The organism is Actinomadura terrae (assembly GCF_022751215.1).
In the GTDB taxonomy this organism is placed as follows: Bacteria; Actinomycetota; Actinomycetes; order Streptosporangiales; family Streptosporangiaceae; genus Spirillospora; species Spirillospora terrae.
Genome location: NZ_JAICDG010000003.1, coordinates 405,708 through 418,695, shown reverse-complemented (window position 1 = coordinate 418,695; position 12,988 = coordinate 405,708). Strand labels below are relative to the sequence as shown.

Genomic DNA, 12,988 nt, shown 5'->3' with positions numbered 1-12,988 from the left:
GCCGATAACCGGGAGATCACTTTTCGACACGCGGTGTTGACCATCGCCCCGTCCGCCCGGACGCTGTGTTTGTTCTCCCGGGCAACGAAAGGACGGGGCGACGATGCGACGACAGGCTTTCCACCGCTCTCTCGGGAGCCGCCTCGCGGGCGTCGCCGCCGTGGCGGTGACCGGCGCGCTCGCCGTGTCGGGCTGCGGCGGCGGGTCCAAGGGCTCCAACGACACCTCCGAGGTCGAGGTCTTCTCGTGGTGGACCGGAGCGGGCGAGGCCGACGGGCTCGCCGCGATGAAGGCCGACTTCGAGAAGCGCAACCCCGGCACGAAGTTCACCAACGCGGCCATCGCCGGAGGCTCGGGCACGCAGGCGCAGGCGGTGCTGGCCAGCCGCCTCCAGAACCGCAAGCCGCCGGACTCCTTCCAGGGCCACGCGGGCGCCGAGCTGCTCGACTACATCAAGGCGGGGCAGATCGAGCCGCTCGACTCCTTCTACGACGAGAACCGGCTGAGGTCCGCCTACCCCGAGCAGCTCCTCCAGCAGATCACCTACCAGGGCAAGATCTACTCGGTGCCGGTGAACATCCACCGCTCGAACGTGCTCTGGTACAACCCGGGCGTCCTGAAGGACGCCGGGATCTCCGCCCCGCCGAAGTCGATCGCCGAGTTCATCGCCGACCTGAAGGCCGTCAAAGAGAAGACGAGGAAGGTGCCGCTGTCGCTCGGCGCGCAGTGGACGGCCGACCACCTGCTGGAGAACGTCCTGCTCGGCGACCTCGGCACCGATGCCTACAACGCGCTGTGGAAGCCGGGCGCCGACTGGGGCACCCCGGCCGTCGGCAAGGCCCTCGGCGACTTCGGCGAGATCATGAAGTACACGACGCTGGAGGCCGCCTCGACCGACTGGCAGGGCGCCGCGAAGGCGGTCGTGGACGGCCGCGCCGCGTTCAACATCATGGGCGACTGGGCCTACGGCTACTTCACGGGCGGCGCCCCGAACGGCCTCGGCAAGAAACTCGACACCGATTTCAAATACGCCCCGTCCCCGGGAACCGACGGTACGTACATGTGGTTGTCGGACTCCTTCACCCTTCCCCGGAACGCCCCGCACCGCGGCGGCGCGATCGCGTGGCTGAAGGAGGCGTCCAGCAAGGAGGGGCAGGACCTCTTCAACCCGAAGAAGGGCTCGATCCCCGCGCGCAAGGACGCCGACAGGACCCTCTACAAGGGCTACCTCGAATACGCGTTCAACGAATGGAACAAGCCCGGCATCAAGCTCGCGGGGTCGTTCTGGCACGGCGTGAACGCCGGTAAGAAGCAGCACACCGACATCGACACGGCGGTGGGCCTGTTCTTGCAGAACAAGGACGTCGCGAAACTCCAGGCCGGGCTGGTGAGCGCGGCGAAGAACAGCGGCCAGTGACGCCCCGGATGACGCCCCGGAAGACGCGCCGGGTGCCGCGCCGGGTCCGGAACTGGCTGCCCGGCCTGCTGCTGGTCTCGCCGTCCATCCTGGCGGTCGGCCTGTTCGTGTACGGGCTGATCTTCTGGAACACGCGGGAGGCGGTGAGCGGCAAGCACGACGAGATCTCGCCCTACCGGTTCGACAAGGGCAAGAACTTCGTGGACCTGTGGGACCAGCCGAGCTGGCCCGGCGCGGTCAGGCACGCGCTGCTGTTCACGGCCGTGTTCGTCGTCGGCGCCCTGCTGCTCGGCGCGTTCCTGGCGTTCCTGATGGACAAGGGCATCCGCGGCGAGGCGTCGTTCCGGGTCGTCTACCTGTTCCCCATGGCGATCTCGTTCATCGCCAGCGGCGTGGTGTGGCGGTGGCTGATGAACCCGGCGCCGCCCGAGCGCGCCGTCGGGCTGAACCAGCTGTTCGGCGAGCTGCACCTCGGGTCGCTCGCGAACCGCTGGTGGCAGGACCCGGACTGGGGCATGGCCGCGATGGCGCTCCCAGCAATCTGGCAGATGTCCGGATATGTCATGGCGCTGTATCTGGCCGGGTTCCGCGGCGTCCCCGAGGAGCTGCGCGAGGCCGCCCGGGTGGACGGCGCGTCCGAGTGGAAGGTCTACCGCCACGTGGTGTTCCCGCAGCTCCGCCCGGTGACGCTGTCGGCGCTCATCATCCTCGGGCACATCTCCCTGAAGGTGTTCGACCTGATCATGGCGATCGCGGGCAAGCAGATCATCACCTACGTCCCGGCGATCGCGACGTACGTGGAGGTGTTCGACCGGCACGACCCGGCCAACGGCGCCACGATCGCCACCTACCTGCTGCTCGCCGTCGCGCTGCTGGTGATCCCCTACCTGGTCTGGTCGGTGCGCTCGGAGCGGACCCGATGACGGCCCCGGTGCGGGCCCCCGCCACCGCCGGGAGGACGCTGCGGATCGTCCGCCCCGCGATCCTGCTGCTGTTCGTCGTGCTGTTCCTGATGCCGGTGTACGTCCTGGTCGTCACGAGCTTCAAGCCGCTGGACGAGGCCGACCCGGGCAGCGCGTGGAACCTGCCCGGCCACTGGAGCACGTCGGGCTGGCGCGCGGCGTGGGACACGCTGCGCCCCGGCCTGGAGAACAGCGTCAAGATCGCGGTCTCCGGCTCGCTGATCTCGGCGGTGCTCGGCTCGCTGAACGGCTACGTCCTGTCGAAGTGGCGCTTCCCCGGCGCCGACGCGGTGTTCGCGCTGTTCCTGTTCGGCATGTTCATCCCCTACCAGGCCATCATGATCCCGCTCGCGGGCCTGCTGACCGACCTGGAGCTGGTCGGCACGATCCGCGGGCTGGTGCTCGCCCACGTCGTCTACGGCATCCCGATCTGCACGCTGATCTTCCGCAACTACTACGTCACGATCCCCGACCAGCTCATCGAGGCCGCCCGGGTGGACGGCGCCGGGATGCTCCGCACCTACTGGTCGATCGTGCTGCCCGTCTCCGCGCCCGCGTTCGCGGTGACGATCATCTGGCAGTTCACCTCGATGTGGAACGACTTCCTGTTCGCGGTGTTCCTCGGCGCGCCCGACAGCTGGCCGGTCACCGTCATGCTGAACAACACCGCGGGTTCGGGGGCCGTCGCCGTCCAGTACAACCAGCAGATGGCCGCGGCCCTTCTCGCCTCACTCCCGACACTTCTCGTCTACCTCCTCCTGGGACGCTTCTTCATGCGCGGACTCATGGCCGGCGCACTGAAGGGCTGACGTCACATGTATCCCGGCACCCACGGTGAGCGCGTCAACCCCATGAGAATTTCGCGCGTCCCATATCTGATCAATGTCGATACACACTCGCCCGCTCCGTTGGCATATTCGCCGGGATGCGCCTACTCTCACGGCATCGTCCCGCGCCACCGGGGCCGGTCGAGCACTGGAGGTGACCGCGTGCAGGCGATCAGTGTTCAGCAACCCTGGGCGTTCGCGATCGCGCGAGGCGGCAAGACCGTCTCGAACCAGGGCCTGCCGACCGCCTACCGCGGCCCGCTGCTGGTGCACGCCTCGATGCGCGTCGACCTGAAGGCGTGCGACTCGCCGCTCATCCAGGCCGCCGGCTGGGACCCCCGCGACCCGCTGGCCACGATCGGCGCCGTCATCGCCGTCGCCGACCTCGCGCACGTCTGCTCGGCGGGCGCGCCCGGCGGCCCCTGCGACTGCGGCCCCTGGGCCGACCGCGGCGCGCACCACTACCACCTGGCGAACGTCCGCGCGCTGCCGCGTCCGATCGTCGCGCTCGGACGTCCCGGGGTCTGGGAGCCGAAACCCGGCCTGGTCACCGAGGTCAACGCGATGTTCGCCGCCGCGACCGCCGCGAAGGCGACGGCCACCGCGAACCAGGCCCGCTGACGCTCACGCCTCCGCCGCGCCCGCCGCCTCCGCCGCCTCGCGCAGCCGCGCGAACTCCCCGGCCATCCGCTCCAGCGTCCAGTGCGCGTTGAGCCCGCTCGGGTTGGGCAGCACCCACAGCCGCGCGGGCCCGAACGCCTCGTCCTGCGGCCCGATCTTGGTGTGCGGCCGGGCGAACGCCGTCCGGTACGCGGTCACCCCGGCGACCGCCAGGAACCTCGGCCGGTGCCGCTCGACGAGTTCGGCGAGCCGCCGCCCGCCCTCGCGCAGTTCCTCCTCGGTCAACTCGTCCGCGCGGGCGGTCGTCCGGTGCGCGAGGTTCGTGATGCCGAGCCCGAACCCGGGCAGCAATCCCTGCTCGGACGGGCTCAGCAGCCGGTCGGTGAACCCCGACCGGTACAGCGCGGGCCAGAACCGGTTCCCCGGCCGCGCGAAGTGATGCCCGGTCGCCCCCGAGTACAGCCCAGGGTTGATCCCGCAGAACAGCACCCGGAACACCTCGCCCACCGGCGGCAGGACGTCCGGAATGACCAGATCCCGAGCAGCCTCAAGCTCGGCTTTTGTAGGACGCACCGCCCCACCCTACGAGCCCGGGCACACCCCCGAGCCTCCGATACGACAAACCGCCCACCGACGCGTAAGCATCCAACTACACTGCGTGCTGACGCTGGAGATGGGAGCACGCAGTGAACGTCACCCAAGGCCATGACGGCTCCGGTCCCTATACAGCAGGAGACCTGCACGCCCGAGAGGACGAAGGCAGAGGCCTGGAACTTGAGGACGGGTGGCCGACCGAGGTGTCCTACGGCACAGCACACAACGTCGCGTGCCGGAGGGTCCACGAGTTCGTGGAGGCCGCCACGAAGGAGGCGGGGGCAGCCGTCTACACCGCGGGGGGCGGAAGCTGGCAGATCGGCACGCCCGCGGGCGTCCGCAGACCCGATGTCTTCGTCGTTCCGACCCGCGTCATCCGCGACTCTTTCGCGGACCCGAGCTGGATCCTCATCCCCGGCCGCGAACTACTCCTGGTCGTCGAGGTGGTGCTGCCCGGCACCGGCAGTGAGCGGACCGACAGGGTGCGCAAGGTGGAGGAGTACGCTGCCCTCGGCATTCCCCAGTACTGGATCGTGGACTACACCCCCGTTCCCAAAGTCCAGGTATTCCTCCTGGACGATCTCTCGGCCTACCGGCTTGAGCGTGTGGTCACCGCCGGGGAGGTTCTGGAGGTCGAGGCCGAGGCCGAGGCCGACAAGCCCTTCACCGTCCGGTTCGACCCGCAGGCGCTCACCGAGTTCTGACCCGGGTCACAGGAGGCTTCGGGTTATCAGGGTCAGGGCGGACGCGGCGATGACGGTCAGCAGCGCGGCGCGCATGCGGGGGCCCTTGAGGTGGCGGCGGAGCGGGCCCGCGGCCACGAAGCCCACGAGGACGAACGGGGTGAGCGCGAGCCCGGCGGTGATCTGCGAGGCCGGGAGGCGTCCGGCGGCGGCGAGCATGACCAGCGACAGCAGCGCGCCGAGGGCGAAGAAGGCCGCGAGCGTCGCGCGGACGCGGGGGCCGCTCTCGCGCTGGTAGAGCAGCGCGATCGGGGGGCCGCTGATCGCGGTCGCGGTGCCGGTGGCGCCGCCGACCACCCCCGCGGCGGTGAGCGTGGCGGGATTGCGCGGGACCTTGGCCGACCAGGTGGTGACGCCGACCGCGGCGAGGACGAGGCCGCCGACCGCGACGCCGAGGACGCGGGCGGGGACGGCGGCGACGATCAGCACGCCGAACGGCGTCCCGGCGAGGCGTCCGCCGCATGCCCAGCCGAGTCCGCGCAGGTCGGCGTGCCGTATCTCGCGGGACAGGGTCGCGAGCGGCAGGATCGCGCCGACGACCAGGATCGAGCCGGGCATGGCGGACGGGAACAGCATCGTCACGACCGGCGTCGCGACCAGCCCGACGCCGAGGCCGACGCTGCCCTGGACGATGGCGCCGAGCAGCGCGGCGAGCCCGGCGACGAGGACGAAGTCGAAGTGCGGCACCGCCTGGACGTTACCGGCCATTTCGGACCGACTCACGTGGATTTTTGGCAAGATGTCGGCATGCTTGCCGCCTGTCTCGCCTTCGCGCTGGTCGCCGCACTGATCACGATTACTCCCGGTCTGGACACCATGCTCGTCGTGCGCACCACCGTCACCAGCGGGCGCCGGACGGGCCTGCTCACGGCGGCCGGGGTCGCGTCCGGGTGCCTGGCGTGGGCGATGGCGAGCGCGGCGGGGCTGACCGCGCTGCTCGCCGCGTCCCGGATCGCGTTCGACGTGCTGCGCGTCGCGGGCGCCTGCTACCTGCTGTGGCTCGGCGCGCAGGCGCTCTGGCGGACGCGCCGCGGCGGGTCGGCGGGCCCGGAGGAGACCCCCGACGCGGCGCTCGGCGGGCTCGCCGCGTGGCGCACCGGGTTCGTCACGAACGCGCTGAACCCGAAGGTCGGCGTGTTCTACATGAGCCTGCTGCCGCAGTTCTACCCGCAGGGCGCGCCGGTGTTCGGGACGAGCGCGCTGTTCGCGGCGATCCACGTCACCGAGTCGCTGCTGTGGCTGTCGGTCGTGGTGGGCGCGGCCGGTGCCGCGCGGCGGGTGCTGTCGCGTCCGGCGGTGAAGCGGCGGCTCCAGCAGGTGACCGGGATCGCGTTCATCGGCTTCGGCCTGCGCCTCGCCACCGAACGCTAACCGGCGGCCTGCGCGGCGAGGGCGCGCGCGAGCTCGACGGCCTGCGCGTCGTCCAGCGGGGCGTGCCCGATGAGGATGCGGTACCACAGGACGCCGTACGCCTGGTCGACCACGAGGTCGAGGTCGGTGCCGCCTGAGATCTCGCCGCGTTCGCGGGCCCGTTCGAGGATGCCCCGCAGGACGCGGCGCCGCGTCTCGATGAGCGCGCGCATCCGCTCGTGGGCGTGCTGGTCGCGCTGCGCCTCGGCCATCGAGTGCCGCAGGACGGTGGCGGTGAGCCGCTCCCCGGCCGCGCGGAAGGTCGCGGTGAGGAACGCCTCCAGGTCGCCGCGCAGCGTGCCGGTGTCGGGCACCGGTATCGCGGTCCCGGCGTGCTCGGCCATCGCCTCCAGCAGCACCGCCCCCTTGGACGGCCACCAGCGGTAGATCGTCTGCTTGCCCACCCCGGCGGCGGCGGCGATGGTGTCGATCGTCACGGGCGTGTCGCCGGGACGTCCGAGCAGGTCGACGGCCACGTCGAGGATCGCGCGGCGCGCGGCCTCGTTGCGGCGCCGTCCGGTGTGCGGACGGCGGGCGTCCCCGGTCATGGCCGCCACCCTACAAGGTTTGACGAGACCGTGAGTCTCGATGAATACTTGTCGAGACGATTAGTCTCGATAAAGGAGCGGACATGGCAGAGCGGGTTCTGGTGTGCGGCGGAAGCTCGGGCATCGGCGCGGCGACGGCGGCCCTGTTCGCCGGACGCGGCGCCGACGTGGTGATCACCGGACGGAGCGAGGAGCGCCTCGCCAAGACCGCCGCGAACTCGGGCGGGAACGTGACAGCGCGGCGCATGGACGCCGCGTCCGCCCAGGAGGTCGCGGACTTCTTCGCCGCCGACGCGTCCTATGACCACCTGGTCTTGGCGTTGAGCGGCGCGGCGGGCGCGGGCGCCTTCGCCACGCTTGACCTCGGCGACCTGCGCAACGGTTTCGAGGCCAAGTTCTGGCTGCACCTGCGGCTGGTGCAGGCGGCGCTGCCGCACCTCGCCGAGGGCGGTTCGGTCACGTTCATCACGGCCTCGTCGGCGCGCGCGGCGCTGCCCGGAACGGCCGGGCTCGCGGCGATCAACGGCGCGCTGGAGGCGATGGTCCGGCCGCTGGCGATCGAGCTCGCGCCCCGCCGGGTGAACGCGGTCTCCCCCGGCGTCATCGAGACGCCCTGGTGGGACGCGCTCCCCGAGGCGCAGCGCAGGGCCGTGTTCGCCGAGCACGCGGCGGCGCTGCCGGTCGGACGCGTGGGCCGTCCGGAAGAGGTCGCCGAAGCGGTGGTCCTCGCCGCGACCAACGGCTTCATCACCGGCCAGGTCATCGAGTGCAACGGCGGCCTGACCCTGCCCGCCGGCCGCTGACGCGGCAACGAGAACGGGCCGCCCTCATGCGGAAGGGCGGCCCGTCAGCTTTTGCGCCTACTTGCGCAGCAGGTTCCGCAGCACGTACTGCATGATGCCCCCGTTGCGGTAGTAGTCCGCCTCACCCGGGGTGTCGATGCGGACGACGGCGGAGAACTCCTTGCCGTCGGCCTTCACCGTCACCTCGTCCGGGATGCCGCCCTCGTTCAGCGCGGTCACGCCGGTGATGTCGAAGGTCTCGGTGCCGGTGAGGCCGTGCGACTCCGCGGACTCGCCGCCCTTGAACTGGAGCGGCAGCACGCCCATGCCGATGAGGTTCGAGCGGTGGATGCGCTCGTAGGACTCGGCGATGACGGCGCGGACGCCGAGGAGCGCGGTGCCCTTGGCGGCCCAGTCGCGCGACGAGCCCGACCCGTACTCCTTGCCCGCGATCACGACGAGCGGCGTGCCCTGCGCGGCGTAGTTCTGCGCGGCGTCGTAGATGTAGGACTGCGGCGCGCCCTCCTGCGTGAAGTCGCGGGTGAAGCCGCCCTCGACGTCGTCCAGCAGCTGGTTGCGGAGCCGGATGTTGGCGAACGTCCCGCGGATCATCACCTCGTGGTTGCCGCGCCGCGAGCCGTAGGAGTTGAAGTCCCTGACCTCCACGCCGTGCTCCTGGAGGTACTGCGCGGCGGGCGTGCCGACCTTGATCGACCCGGCCGGGGAGATGTGGTCGGTGGTGACCGAGTCGCCGAGCCGCGCGAGGACGCGGGCGCCGTGGATGTCGGTGACCGGCTCCGGCTCGGCGCCCATCCCGTCGAAGTAGGGAGCCTTGCGGACGTACGTGGACGAGGGGTCCCACTCGAAGAGGTCGCCGGTCGGGATGTCGAGGCCGCGCCAGCGCTCGTCGCCCTTGAACACGTCCGCGTAGTCCTTGACGAACATCTCCTGGCCGATGGACGACTCGACGATCGAGGCGACCTCCTCCGGCTCGGGCCAGATGTCGCGCAGGTAGACCGGGCCGTCGGTGCCGTCGGCGATCGGGTCGTTGAGGATGTCGATGTCCATCGTCCCGGCCAGCGCGTAGGCGATGACCAGCGGCGGCGAGGCGAGGTAGTTCATCTTCACGTCGGGGCTGATGCGGCCCTCGAAGTTGCGGTTGCCCGACAGGACGGCGGTGACCGCCAGGTCGTTGTCGTTGACGGCCTTGGAGATCTCCGGCTGGAGCGGCCCGGTGTTGCCGATGCAGGTGGTGCACCCGTACCCGACCAGGTTGAAGCCGATCTTGTCGAGGTAGGGGGTGAGCCCGGCGCGCTCATAGTAGTCGGTGACGACCTGCGACCCCGGCGCGAGCGAGGTCTTCACCCACGGCTTGCGGGTCAGGCCCTTCTCGACGGCGTTCTTGGCCAGCAGCGCCGCGCCGATCATCACGTACGGGTTCGAGGTGTTGGTGCAGGACGTGATCGCCGCGACCGCGACGTGCCCGTGGTCCAACTCGAACCGCGTCCCGTCCTCCAGCGTGACCGGGACGCGCTTGTGCGGACGGCTCGACCCGTCCGGGTCCACCTCGCGCGGCTTGTCGCCGTTGCCGCTGTGGCTGATCGCCGGGGAGTCGGACGCGGGGAAGCTCTCGTCGGACGCCTCGTCCGCCGGGCCCCGCACGCTCGTGACGTAGTTCTGCACGTCCCGGCGCCAGGTGCCCTTGGCGGCCGACAGCGAGATCCGGTCCTGCGGGCGCTTCGGGCCCGCCAGCGACGGGACGACGGTCGAAAGGTCCAGCTCCAGGTACTCGGAGAACTCCGGCTCGACCGAGGGGTCGAGCCACATGCCCTGCTCCTTGGCGTACGCCTCGACCAGCGCGATCTGCTCGTCGGAGCGTCCGGTGAGGCGCAGGTACTTCAGCGTCTCGTCGTCGATCGGGAAGATCGCGCAGGTGGAGCCGAACTCGGGGCTCATGTTGCCGATCGTGGCGCGGTTGGCCAGCGGCAGCGCCTGCACGCCCTCGCCGTAGAACTCCACGAACTTGCCGACGACGCCGTGCTTGCGCAGCATCTCGGTAATCGTCAGGACGAGGTCGGTCGCCGTCGTGCCCGCCGGAAGCTCGCCGGTCAGCTTGAAGCCGACGACGCGCGGGATCAGCATCGAGATCGGCTGGCCGAGCATCGCGGCCTCGGCCTCGATGCCGCCGACGCCCCAGCCGAGCACGCCGATGCCGTTCTCCATCGTCGTGTGCGAGTCGGTGCCGACGCAGGTGTCGGGGTAGGCGACGCCGTCGCGGTCGAACACCACGCGCGCCAGGTGCTCGATGTTCACCTGGTGCACGATGCCCGTCCCCGGCGGGACGACCTTGAACTCGTCGAACGCCGTCTGCCCCCAGCGCAGGAACTGGTAGCGCTCCTTGTTGCGCTCGTACTCGACCTGGACGTTGCGCTCGAACGCGTCCGGCGAGCCGAAGTAGTCGACGATGACCGAGTGGTCGATGACCATCTCGGCGGGCGCCAGCGGGTTGATCCGCGTCGCGTCGCCGCCGAGGTCCCGGACGGCCTCGCGCATCGTCGCGAGGTCCACCACGCACGGCACGCCGGTGAAGTCCTGCATGATCACACGGGCGGGCGTGAACTGGATCTCCTTGCTCGGCTGGGCCTGCGAGTCCCACCCGGCGAGCGCGCGGATGTGGTCGGCGGTGACGTTCGCGCCGTCCTCGGTGCGCAGCAGGTTCTCCAAGAGGACCTTCAGGCTGTACGGGAGACGGGCCGAACCCTCGACCGCGTCCAGCCGGTAGATGTCGTACGCCTTGCCGCCCACCTGGAGCTTGTTCAGGCTGCCGAAGCTGTTCGCGGACACGGACTCCTCCTCCGTCTTCGCCGCGCGCTCGGTCCGAAACATGGCTGCGCGGCGCTGCTCAACTCGATTCTCATGACCGTCCGCGCGCGCTCACTCGGCGACGGGACGAATGCTCATCTCTCTCCTGATCCTGCCCTAGTCAGGCGCCCGGCCGAGAATCAGGGCCCCCTAACTTCGACAGGATTTCTCTTGATGTCAAGCTACCTTCATTTTATCTCGACATCAAGCTACCTGCCCCCCCTCACCGCCGGGCCTCGGCCTGCCGCCGCACCATCCGGTCCCTCAGGAACCACTCCACCATCCGCGCCATCTCCCCGCCGTCCCCGCCGCAGTGGCACAGGAACCCACTCCGCCCCCGGGGCGCCTCGCACACGCCCCACCGTCCGCCCGGCACGGCCAGGACGGACAGCATCGTCGGAACGCCCTCGTCGTCGTACACCCGCAGCAACGGCGTCCGGACCACGATCACCTCCGGCCGGTACGTCCGCGCGCACCGCCACCCGCGCGCCTCCAACGCGTCCGCGAGCATGTCCAGGTACCGGATAGCGGTCTCGCGCTGCCCCTCGGTCCGCCAGGCCAACCAGCGCGCCCGGACGACCCGCCGCACGCGCTTCTTCCAGCGCCTCCACCGTGCCCGCGTCAGTACAGCGCGGCCCATACGATCTTGCCTCCCTCGTTCAGCGGCCGGACGCCCCACGCCCGCACCATCTCCGCCATCAGCGCCAATCCGCGCCCCGCCTCCGCCCCCCGCTCCTCGGGCCGGACGACCGGACGCCCTTCTCCGCCGTCCCAGACCTCGATCACCGGCTGCCTCTTCCGCTCGTCCCGGTACACCCGCACGACGATCGGCCCGGACCCGTGCAACAGGCTGTTGGTCACCAGTTCGGACACCACCAGCCGTCCCACGTGGTCGTCTGCTATCCCCCACTCCGCGAACCGCGCCCCCACAAACCGCCGCGCCATCCGGGGCGCCCGGTCATTCGGATCAAGCACAAGCGTCGGAATCTCCGGAGCGAGCGTTGCGCCCATGACACGACCTCGAGTGAGAGGGAATGTGAGTGAAACAACACACAGAGTCACGGAGGGCGGCTACCTTGACATGTGTACGCAGCGCACTCGGAACAACACGAGAAGCGAGGGCCCCCGCCCATGGCCACGAACCCATCCCCCGATCCCAAGGACGGCATGTGGGCGTTCATCGCCTACTACTTGCGTTTCTGCCGCACCCAGCGAGGGCTGTCCGGCGAGGCCGTAGGCCGACTCATCAACGCGAGCAAGGCCACGGTTTCGCGCATCGAGAACGGCGTCGAGCGCCTGGACGGAAAGCGCGCGGCCCTCCTCGACAAGGCATGGGAGACCGGTGGGGTCTTCTCCCTTCTGGTCCGCTACGCCAGCATTGGTCACGATCCGCAGTGGCTCGCGCGGCTCTCGACCTTCGAGCAGCGAGCGCGCATCATCCGGATCTTCGACCCGCTCCTGATCTCGGGCCTGCTCCAGATCGAGGACTACGCCCGCGCACTCCTGACCGGCGGAGGAATGCCCGACCCTGAGCCGTTCGTCGTCGAGCGAATGGCACGACAGGGCGTCCTCGATCGGGCGTTCGTCATGGTGCTACTGAGCGAGGCGACGTTGCGCTGGCCGGTCGGAAGCCCGCGCATCATGCGTGAACAGCTCGCACACGTCCTCGAAGTGGCGGAACGTCCGAACGTCGTCGTCCATGTGATCCCGCAGACCTTCGACACCGGCGCATACCCCGGCCTGGATGGTGGCGTCAAGCTCGTCACCGGTGACGACTTCGGGGAGGTCGCTTACACCGAGTCGCTCGGCGGCGGGCGGCTCATATCGTCTCCCACAGAGGTCGCGGAGTACGCGATCCTGTTCGGGCGGATCAGTGCGAAGGCCCTCCCCGAGCACCGATCCAGGGACCTGATCACGAAGGCGATGGAGGAGTTCAGTGGCGACGAAGTGGCGTAAGAGCACCCACAGCGGAACTCAGGGCGGCAGTGACTGCGTGGAGGTCGGTCGCTTTCCCCAGACAGTCGCCTTCCGCGACAGCAAGGACCCCGGGGGCCCCAAGCTCGTCCTCAGCCAGGACGCATTTGCGGCGCTGGTGTCCGAACTCAAGCAGAGCACATGACCGGGTGGCCCCTACCGAGATCCGGACGGGCCGAAGCTGATCATCAGGCGGGGCATTTTTTCGGCATCCCATCTCTGATCTGAAGCGTTAAAGGTGGGGCGCG

15 protein-coding genes are annotated in these 12,988 nt (G+C 70.0%); 9 read left to right on the top strand and 6 right to left on the bottom strand.

What is annotated here, in order from left to right; translation table 11 throughout:
* The first annotated feature begins 103 nt into the window (after nt 1–103).
* From K2F47_RS21800 to K2F47_RS21785, 4 genes are all read left to right on the top strand, one after another.
* Nucleotides 104–1,417: an ABC transporter substrate-binding protein gene (locus K2F47_RS21800; RefSeq protein WP_242906630.1), complete on the top strand. Its 1,314-nt coding sequence runs from the start codon at nt 104–106 to the stop codon at nt 1,415–1,417.
* Between the two features lie 8 nt (nt 1,418–1,425).
* Nucleotides 1,426–2,340, top strand: coding sequence for a carbohydrate ABC transporter permease (locus tag K2F47_RS21795; protein ID WP_242906628.1), 915 nt, complete (start codon nt 1,426–1,428; stop codon nt 2,338–2,340).
* On the top strand, nt 2,337–3,188 hold the full coding sequence (locus tag K2F47_RS21790) for a carbohydrate ABC transporter permease (RefSeq protein ID WP_242906626.1): 852 nt from the start codon (nt 2,337–2,339) through the stop codon (nt 3,186–3,188). Before K2F47_RS21795 ends, K2F47_RS21790 begins: the two co-directional genes overlap by 4 nt.
* A 180-nt stretch (nt 3,189–3,368) precedes the next feature.
* Nucleotides 3,369–3,827 (top strand): ASCH domain-containing protein, encoded by a 459-nt coding sequence (locus K2F47_RS21785; protein ID WP_242906624.1) that lies wholly within the window; start codon nt 3,369–3,371, stop codon nt 3,825–3,827.
* 3 nt (nt 3,828–3,830) lie between these two features.
* Here K2F47_RS21785 and mug read toward each other — a convergent pair whose 3' ends face one another.
* A complete protein-coding gene (gene mug / locus K2F47_RS21780; RefSeq protein WP_242906622.1) occupies nt 3,831–4,400 on the bottom strand; it encodes a G/U mismatch-specific DNA glycosylase in 570 nt (189 codons plus the stop codon).
* Nucleotides 4,401–4,513: 113 nt separating this feature from the next.
* Here mug and K2F47_RS21775 point away from each other — a divergent pair, with 113 nt between their 5' ends.
* On the top strand, nt 4,514–5,125 hold the full coding sequence (locus K2F47_RS21775) for a Uma2 family endonuclease (protein WP_242906621.1): 612 nt from the start codon (nt 4,514–4,516) through the stop codon (nt 5,123–5,125).
* Nucleotides 5,126–5,131: 6 nt separating this feature from the next.
* Here the strand turns inward: K2F47_RS21775 and K2F47_RS21770 are convergent, their stop codons facing one another.
* Nucleotides 5,132–5,887, bottom strand: coding sequence for a sulfite exporter TauE/SafE family protein (locus tag K2F47_RS21770; protein ID WP_242906619.1), 756 nt, complete (start codon nt 5,885–5,887; stop codon nt 5,132–5,134).
* Nucleotides 5,888–5,911: 24 nt separating this feature from the next.
* Here K2F47_RS21770 and K2F47_RS21765 point away from each other — a divergent pair, with 24 nt between their 5' ends.
* Nucleotides 5,912–6,535, top strand: coding sequence for a LysE family translocator (locus K2F47_RS21765; protein WP_242906617.1), 624 nt, complete (start codon nt 5,912–5,914; stop codon nt 6,533–6,535).
* Here K2F47_RS21765 and K2F47_RS21760 read toward each other — a convergent pair.
* The gene (locus K2F47_RS21760; protein ID WP_242906615.1) at nt 6,532–7,122 is read right to left on the bottom strand and encodes a TetR/AcrR family transcriptional regulator; all 591 of its coding nucleotides are present in this window, start codon (nt 7,120–7,122) and stop codon (nt 6,532–6,534) included. The genes K2F47_RS21765 and K2F47_RS21760 overlap by 4 nt on opposite strands.
* 83 nt (nt 7,123–7,205) lie before the next feature.
* Between K2F47_RS21760 and K2F47_RS21755 the strand changes: the two genes are divergently transcribed.
* Nucleotides 7,206–7,925: an SDR family oxidoreductase gene (locus K2F47_RS21755; protein ID WP_242906613.1), complete on the top strand. Its 720-nt coding sequence runs from the start codon at nt 7,206–7,208 to the stop codon at nt 7,923–7,925.
* Nucleotides 7,926–7,982: 57 nt separating this feature from the next.
* Here the strand turns inward: K2F47_RS21755 and K2F47_RS21750 are convergent, their stop codons facing one another.
* The 3 genes from K2F47_RS21750 to K2F47_RS21740 all read right to left on the bottom strand — a co-directional run bounded on the left by K2F47_RS21750 (nt 7,983) and on the right by K2F47_RS21740 (nt 11,741).
* Complete coding sequence (locus K2F47_RS21750) at nt 7,983–10,748, bottom strand: aconitate hydratase (RefSeq protein ID WP_308198438.1); 2,766 nt, start codon at nt 10,746–10,748, stop codon at nt 7,983–7,985.
* 241 nt (nt 10,749–10,989) lie between these two features.
* Entirely contained in the window at nt 10,990–11,406 is a 417-nt protein-coding gene (locus K2F47_RS21745; RefSeq protein WP_242906609.1) for a hypothetical protein, read from the bottom strand.
* Nucleotides 11,388–11,741: an ATP-binding protein gene (locus K2F47_RS21740; protein WP_242906607.1), complete on the bottom strand. Its 354-nt coding sequence runs from the start codon at nt 11,739–11,741 to the stop codon at nt 11,388–11,390. Before K2F47_RS21740 ends, K2F47_RS21745 begins: the two co-directional genes overlap by 19 nt.
* A gap of 192 nt (nt 11,742–11,933) precedes the next feature.
* Here K2F47_RS21740 and K2F47_RS21735 point away from each other — a divergent pair, with 192 nt between their 5' ends.
* Nucleotides 11,934–12,722 (top strand): helix-turn-helix domain-containing protein, encoded by a 789-nt coding sequence (locus tag K2F47_RS21735; RefSeq protein WP_242906605.1) that lies wholly within the window; start codon nt 11,934–11,936, stop codon nt 12,720–12,722.
* Nucleotides 12,703–12,885, top strand: a complete 183-nt coding sequence (locus K2F47_RS21730) for a DUF397 domain-containing protein (RefSeq protein WP_242906603.1) — start codon at nt 12,703–12,705, stop codon at nt 12,883–12,885. Before K2F47_RS21735 ends, K2F47_RS21730 begins: the two co-directional genes overlap by 20 nt.
* Nucleotides 12,886–12,988: the final 103 nt, after the last annotated feature.

Coding starts and splice junctions, on each gene's coding strand:
- K2F47_RS21745 (WP_242906609.1), bottom strand. CDS start 11,406: ATGGGCCGCGCTGTACTGACGCGGGCACGGTGGAGGCGCTGGAAGAAG.
- K2F47_RS21765 (WP_242906617.1), top strand. CDS start 5,912: ATGCTTGCCGCCTGTCTCGCCTTCGCGCTGGTCGCCGCACTGATCACG.
- K2F47_RS21790 (WP_242906626.1), top strand. CDS start 2,337: ATGACGGCCCCGGTGCGGGCCCCCGCCACCGCCGGGAGGACGCTGCGG.
- K2F47_RS21795 (WP_242906628.1), top strand. CDS start 1,426: ATGACGCCCCGGAAGACGCGCCGGGTGCCGCGCCGGGTCCGGAACTGG.
- K2F47_RS21800 (WP_242906630.1), top strand. CDS start 104: ATGCGACGACAGGCTTTCCACCGCTCTCTCGGGAGCCGCCTCGCGGGC.
- K2F47_RS21755 (WP_242906613.1), top strand. CDS start 7,206: ATGGCAGAGCGGGTTCTGGTGTGCGGCGGAAGCTCGGGCATCGGCGCG.
- K2F47_RS21735 (WP_242906605.1), top strand. CDS start 11,934: ATGTGGGCGTTCATCGCCTACTACTTGCGTTTCTGCCGCACCCAGCGA.
- K2F47_RS21760 (WP_242906615.1), bottom strand. CDS start 7,122: ATGACCGGGGACGCCCGCCGTCCGCACACCGGACGGCGCCGCAACGAG.